The 7,219-nt window shown below is 53.1% G+C and carries 2 protein-coding genes; one reads left to right on the top strand and one right to left on the bottom strand.

All coding sequences use genetic code 11. From position 1 onward, the window contains the following. Positions 1-1,121 (top strand): calcium-binding protein (locus tag ACRBCU_RS16645; RefSeq protein ID WP_431366516.1); only part of this gene is annotated, 1,121 nt, incomplete at its 5' end. Between the two features lie 706 nt (positions 1,122-1,827). Here ACRBCU_RS16645 and ACRBCU_RS16640 read toward each other — a convergent pair. Then, on the bottom strand, positions 1,828-6,663 hold the full coding sequence (locus ACRBCU_RS16640; protein ID WP_431366515.1) for an Ig-like domain-containing protein: 4,836 nt from the start codon (positions 6,661-6,663) through the stop codon (positions 1,828-1,830). Between the last annotated feature and the right edge of the window lie 556 nt (positions 6,664-7,219).

Below are 7,219 nucleotides of genomic sequence, written 5' to 3'. Positions count from 1 at the left end.
ACGGCGATCTGGATATGGTCGTTGGGCAAGGCGATGGCACGCTGAATTCCTTTGAGAACACCGCAGCGCGTGGCCAAACGATAACGGTGAACGTCTCAGCTGAAGCCGAGAACTTTACCGGGACCGCGAATGCCGACACGCTCAACGGGGATAGCGATGCCAACGTCATGGACGGGCTTGGCGGTGCTGACTCGTTGTTTGGCGGCGCTGGCGCGGATACGCTAAATGGCGGCAAGGGCTATGACACTCTTGAGGGCGGCAAAGGTGCTGATCTGCTGGATGGCGGCAAGGGCGAGGACATTCTTGAGGGCGGTAACGGTTCTGATCTACTGCATGGCGGCTCTGGAAACGATCTGGTGAGCGGTGGCAAAGGCGACGATACATTGAACGGCGATGCTGGCGAGGACACTCTTAATGGCGGCGACGATTTTGACACCGTGTTGTTCTCAGGCGATATTGATACGACCGTTGATCTCAGGATCACCGCCGTGCAGGACACCGGCCACGGCATGGATGTCTTGAGCGGAATAGAGGCCCTTGAAACCGGCTCTGGCGCAGATGCATTGACCGGCACGGACGATGCCAACCACTTTGTTAGCGGCGAAGGCAAGGACACCATTCTGGCCGAGGGCGGCGATGATACTGTGACTGCTGGCAAAGGCGATGACGATGTCAACGGCGGACTTGGTAATGACGATTTGACAGGCGGCAAAGGCGACGACAGCCTATTTGGCGGCAAGGGCGCTGATGTGCTTAGAGGCAACAAGGGGCGCGATGTACTGGACGGCTACAAGGGCGCGGACGCTCTCTTTGGCGGTGATGGCGGTGACTGGCTGGACGGTGGCAAAGGCGATGACTTGTTGACCGGCGGCGTTGGTAATGACAATTTCATCTTCACCAGCGGCGATGGCAACGACACGGTCAATGACTTTGACGCTTTGAATTCGAAAGAAAACATCAATCTCGCAGCGGTTCTGGAGATCGTTGATTTCGCTGACTTGACGGCCAATCATATGGTGCAGGTCGGGAATGACGTTGTGATCGATGATGGCGATGCGCTGACGATCACACTGCTCAACGTCGATCTCGGGGACCTCGGCGGGAATGATTTCATCTTCTAGCTCGTATAGCTGGAGCAGAAGCTATTGGGCCACCAAAATGATGCGATTTTCATGAGCGCCAGCAATGGATTGTGCGGTGGAAGCCCGCGTCGGGCGTTGTTTCATCAAGAGTGAAATCTCGCCACTCCCGCCAGCTTAATCCCATTGTTGCGGCGATATCTTCAGGACACCCTGCCAGTATATCGCCGCGATATGCACGAACACATAACGCGTTTTCCAGCGCGATCACGTCCCTTTCATCGCCCGTTCATTGCCCGGCAATCGATGAAGTATCTGTCGCGCCGTGGCGATGATGTTGAGCTCAGGGAGGCCATCAAACGGCTTACGAGCGAAAGGCGACGGTTGGGGTGTAGCCGTGGTCACGTGATGAAAGGCTCAACGAAACGCTGTTTGGCAAATTGCGTGATGCCCGCAAAACGCTTGAAGAATGGCAGGAGGGCTACAAATTGGCGCGGGCCGCATTCAGCGTTGGGAAACCTGACCCCGATGGAATTTTCGCAGAGAACAGCGATGGCCAAAATGGCGGCCTAAGGTCACAGATCTAACCCCAAGGCCTCTTCCGCGCGAAGCTAGAGGGAACTAGGGCACAGGGCAGGGGGAAAGTAAGTGAAACGCCATTTTCCCATTTTGAACTTTGCCAAATCAAAAAAGGCGTGTCGCCACGGTTTTGCAACCATGGCGACACGAAAAACGCCGCGATGTTTTTTCAAAGGAGCAGGAAGTCCGACAAGAGGTGGCTGGATGCGCCATCATCTTCAAAACTCACGTATTCCACGGATGCCAAGTTCACTGAAATTGTTGCAGTACTGGCCACCGTCACGCCATCTACGTCAGCGAAAGTATAGTCAGTCTCGCTACCAAGTAGTGAAACCTCGTCGGTACCGTCGCCTCCGTGAATTGTATCGCTTCCGCCGAAGGAGAAGATGAAGTCATCTCCATCGCCTGCAAGGATCAAGTCTTCTTCAGACGTGCCAATAATCGTGTCGCTTTCTTCTGTGCCTATTGCGTAGGAACCGTGATCAAACGCGCCTTCACTGCGGCCATCGCCCCATCCTGGTTGATCTGAACTGTTGTAGTCCATCAACACATCCCAACGGGGATTGCTGTCGTCTAAGTGGTGCAATCCGCCCCAACTGCCGTTCTCCGTCGGTGAGGCAACATCAACGAATGCGTTAAACGATTCACCTCCAAACTGGATCCAGGCATTCAACAAGTCTTGATACATGGTTACGACATCATCTGAGTAATTGTACCACGCAAAGAAGTCCCCCAAAAGTTCGGTCCCTGCCGAGTCATAGCCTCCATCAGTAAAACTGTGGGGGCCGGGCGCAAGATGGGTGCCTCCCTCATACATGATCAACGCTAATCCGTAGGATGTGGCCACTTGTGACTGCATATCAATTGAACCGCCGGCATCAATTAGATTGGGCAGGTAGGAATTTTGCAGTTGGTTCGTTACCCAAATACCAACGTCTTCGAAAGAGTCGCCCTCGTTCAACATATTCAAAACGGTCTGGGCTTGGTCTTCAATGAAATCGGCACCAAAATACCCATTGCCAGCGAATACATCAAACGCGCCATCGTTGATTGGATTAAGGCCTGCCTCCAAAGGAACGGTCATGTAGTCACTGATTAGGCTGGGAATTTCCGAGGCGCTGTCTAGTTCTGGTTGCGGAGCGGCTACGACCTTCAGCCTTTCGGCATCGCTGCCGGTGAAGACCGAGTTCCAGATCGTCGACATCTCCGAGGCACGCAATCCAGCATATTGCATCGCAGCTGTTGGTTGACTGGCCTGAAAATCACCGAGCGTCTGGTCCGTTGCGCCCCAACGATCTAGCGCCTCTTGCCACAACCATGCGGGGTGACCGAACGTCGCGCCATTCCAAGTTTCGTTTGAATACTCAACATAGACATTCAGTTCCGGGTCCAAATTGTCCATTACATACTGCGCAAATTGCTGAATGTAATCATCCGTGGCATCGTGTGGGATGTTGACCCAGATATCAGCCCCGACTTGGTTACCCAAAGCAACTATGACCTCAACCGGTACACCCGTAGAATAAGAATAGTCACCTACGCTGGGGCGATCTTCCCAAGCGGTGGATGAACCGATATCAGGCTCGTTCACATCAACGTTGGTGTCCATCCAATCCATGAAGCGAATGACTCGAGCGTCGTCGATCAAGTTTATCCAATTGGGATTGAACGTGGCTCCTGCAGCATGTGCCTCAAGATTGTCCTCGTGAACAACCTGGATGTTGCGGATATTGTCACCTGATTGGGTATCCAATATGTAGATGAAAACGGCTTCATCTGTCGGCGTGTAATCGAACGTTATCTCGCCAGGAGTGTCGTCATTCACGTTTGAAATAGTTGCGCTGTTGCTTACGATTTCGATTGTGCCGGACCCGTCATACGTCAGGTGATAAGTCCCAGCCACTGATGCGACTTCGCCGAGCGCAGCGTCCGCTCCGCCTTCAAGCGGATTGGTGTAGGCTCCTTGGCCATCAAACAAGACGGACGAAACCCAACCGGCACCCGCTGGTATTTCTGTGGGCACTCCATTCGCGTCAACAGTCAAGCTTTCAAAAGGCACGTCTATCAGTTCGCTCGTGAAAGGATCCTGCCCGAACCATTGCGATGCAGATAAAGCGACATTGATGAACGGGTGCTGGGTTGATGTGTTCGCGATGCCAGCTAGTCCAATTGCCAGTGACGGATCGAGTTCTCCGAGAGCCAATGTCGATTGTGCGGCACCGCCATTGGTCAGGCTGGTGTCGGAAAGCGTTGTGAAGATGCCCGCGGTATCTGGCCCGGACCATTGCAGTTCAAGCCTGTCGTCGCCTAAATTTTCCAAATACTGGATTTCTATATTGTGCGTTCCAGCGGCGAGCGTGATGAGATCGCCGGCATTATTTCCAGCGTAGTCACCTTCGGTGAAACCAGCCTGAAACACGAGTTGGCCATCAATGATGACGCGCACTTGATCGTCCACCCAGGGGGCGCGGAACTGATAGTCGCCGCCGCTTTCGATAAGAAGCGTCCCAGTAAAGCTGGCGATGTAGTTGTCTGCTGGGCCACCGGTCCAACCGGCCGTAGCAGCGGAGGAGAAATCCAAGGTGTCCAAGGTTCCTGTCGCGTCTGGCCCCTCAAGGTTTGCAAACACCACCGATGCCAAATCATCGACAGAACCATCAACTTCCCAGTAGCTGGCTTGGAACGTTGCTGGAGCGGACGGGGTGCTTGAATCCGTAATCGTCATGTTCACCGTCGTCGTGGTGGTGTTGGTGCCGTCACTGATTGTGTAGGTGAAGCTGTCCGCCCCCAAAGTGCCATCGGGTGTATAGCGGATTTGATCGTTTACGATCTCAACGGTGCCGTTCGCAGCTGGTCCAACCTCAGTGATCGTCAGCGTATCGCCATCGACATCGACGCCGCTCCCGTTGCCGACCCCGTCGTTGAACAGAACATCAATATCGACGCTACTGTTGGTCGCGATATCGATCGATGAAACATCATCTAACGCAGCGGGCGCTGCGTTGGTGGGCGGAGTGCCGCCATTGGTCAGGCTGGTGTCGGAAAGCGTTGTGAAGATGCCCGCGGTATCTGGCCCGGACCATTGCAGTTCAAGCCTGTCGTCGCCTAAATTTTCCAAATACTGGATTTCTATATTGTGCGTTCCAGCGGCGAGCGTGATGAGATCGCCGGCGTTATTTCCAGCGTAGTCACCCTCGGTGAAACCAGCCTGAAACACGAGTTGGCCATCAATGATGACGCGCACTTGATCGTCCACCCAGGGGGCGCGGAACTGATAGTCGCCGCCGCTTTCGATAAGAAGCGTTCCAGTAAAGCTGGCGATGTAGTTGTCTGCTGGGCCACCCGTCCAACCGGCCGTAGCAGCGGAGGAGAAATCCAAGGTGTCCAAGGTTCCTGTCGCGTCTGGCCCCTCAAGGTTTGCAAACACCACCGATGCCAAATCCACGACAGAACCATCAACTTCCCAGTAGCTGGCTTGGAACGTTGCTGGAGCGGACGGGGTGCTTGAATCCGTAATCGTCATGTTCACCGTCGCCGTGGTGGTGTTGGTGCCGTCACTGATTGTGTAGGTGAAGCTGTCCGCCCCCAAAGTGCCATCGGGTGTATAGCGGATTTGATCGTTTACGATCTCAACGGTTCCGTTCGCAGCTGGTCCAACCTCAGTGATCGCCAGCGTATCGCCATCGCCATCGACGCCGCTCCCGTTGCCGACCCCGTCGTTGAACAGAACATCAATATCGACGCTACTGTTGGTCGCGATATCGATCGATGAAACATCATCTAACGCAGCAGGCGCTGTGTTGGTGGGCGGGGTGCCGACTTGCACGGTTATTACGCCTTGGTCAGAGCCTCCCTGACCATCGTGGATGTAATAAACAATTTCGTCGGTGCCATTGAAGCCGGCCTGTGGCGTATAGGTTATTGTACCGTTTTCATTCACAACATACGAGCCAGACTCAGTCGCGATTGGCTTAGGAACGCCGCCGGGAAGATACTCATGCCAGATTTGAAGGGGGTTGCCTTCTGGATCAACAGACCCGGTTAACACATCTACTGTGAGATCCGTGCCTGCATCCATAGTCACATCATCTTCGAAAGCAGTCGGTGTCAGGTTTGACGTGGTCTCTGCCGTGGGTGAAAAACCTGCGTTTGTTAATTCAGTGTCTACGATCGCCGCAATAGCAGAATAATTCTGAAGGACAGTCGGGTGCACCGCCCCGACATTGACCTCAGGGGGAGGGGATTGAGTTCCGTTGAGCCCAATATGCGCAATCATGCCAGCCAGAAAGTAAAGGGTTTCAGTCCCGTGAGGCGCATTGTCCCCAAACAAATCCTCAGGGTCCATCGTGTCCATCAGATTCAATGTGGTGTCCTGCAATAGCTGCCCTAATATGTAAGCGATCGGCAACATTTGGACGGGCGGGCTTGCTTGGAGCTGATCCGCAAAATCTACATACCATTGATGGTACGAACCAGGCCCTGTGTCGGTGAGCAGGGTAACGTATTCATCAAATTGCGCATCGGTTTGTGGAAAGGTCCAGTTTAAGCCATGCTCTTCGGCCATTTCTGGCCAACTCTGATAAATGACGAAATTCGGTAGTGTCGTGTCGCCCGGCAATTGGGCCGCAATTGACCTATCAATCAGTGTCTGTGCATCGGTAAGCTGGTTTTGAAAATGCGCTGCACTATAGAATTCGTGTCCGTCATGCCCCCAGTTTGCAGGTGTTAACATCACGGTGTTGTAATCGGCTTCTCCGAAAGTTTCCCCGTTCAAGTCCGACGCCGGTACGCCATCTATTGACAGTCCAGGGCTCGCTATTCCCTTGGCTACAAACTCGTTAAATTGCCCGAATTCGCCAGCAAAGCTAAAGCTATCTCCAAGTTCTTGTGCGAAGAGATTCATCCAGTAAAGAATATTTGTGTAATCAGTATGAGGCGCTGGATCTCCGCCTTCATAATTAACCAAAGAATGCCCGTAAGAATATAGATTTAGATGGTTTGGCATCACTCGTACTCCCAATAAAAACTCACCATTCGCGTTGAGGGTAGCTTTGGGTATATGATTCGTCTAGAAGCTGTATTTATTAACGGGTTACGAGTTGACCTAAGAGCGCCCATCGCCAGGTATCGTGCTAATCGGGAACATGTTCGAAAGGGGAATGCAAATTCGCCCTGTTTATGCTCTGAGACAAATTGCATCGAGCAGGGGCACATCCGTTTCAATACTTAGAGTGAGATGCATCCTCGTGTCAGGGCTGTTGATCCAGGTATACGAATTTTCGTCATACGCTCCTGTCTTTGCTAAATAAAAAGAAAGTCGAGGGGCCGGTACCGTTTGGTTTTCCGACAAGGTTTTTGCGCCCGTCAACTAGGGCAGTCACGAATGGATGTTATTAGGGATCGAGGCGCGCGCAAATTGTTGGGGGTGCGGTTCGGCAACATTTACACAAGGACTTCTGCGTCGAGGCCCTACAGGAAGCAATCGCTCAACGCGGCGCAGTCTTAAAGCACTGCGAAACTGCCTAAATATGAGGCGCCACCAAAATCTATCCGAAAGAAAC

Origin of the sequence: Planktotalea sp., assembly GCF_050633725.1 — a bacterium.
GTDB lineage: Bacteria > Pseudomonadota > Alphaproteobacteria > Rhodobacterales > Rhodobacteraceae > Planktotalea.
This window is presented reverse-complemented; position numbering and strand designations above follow the sequence as displayed.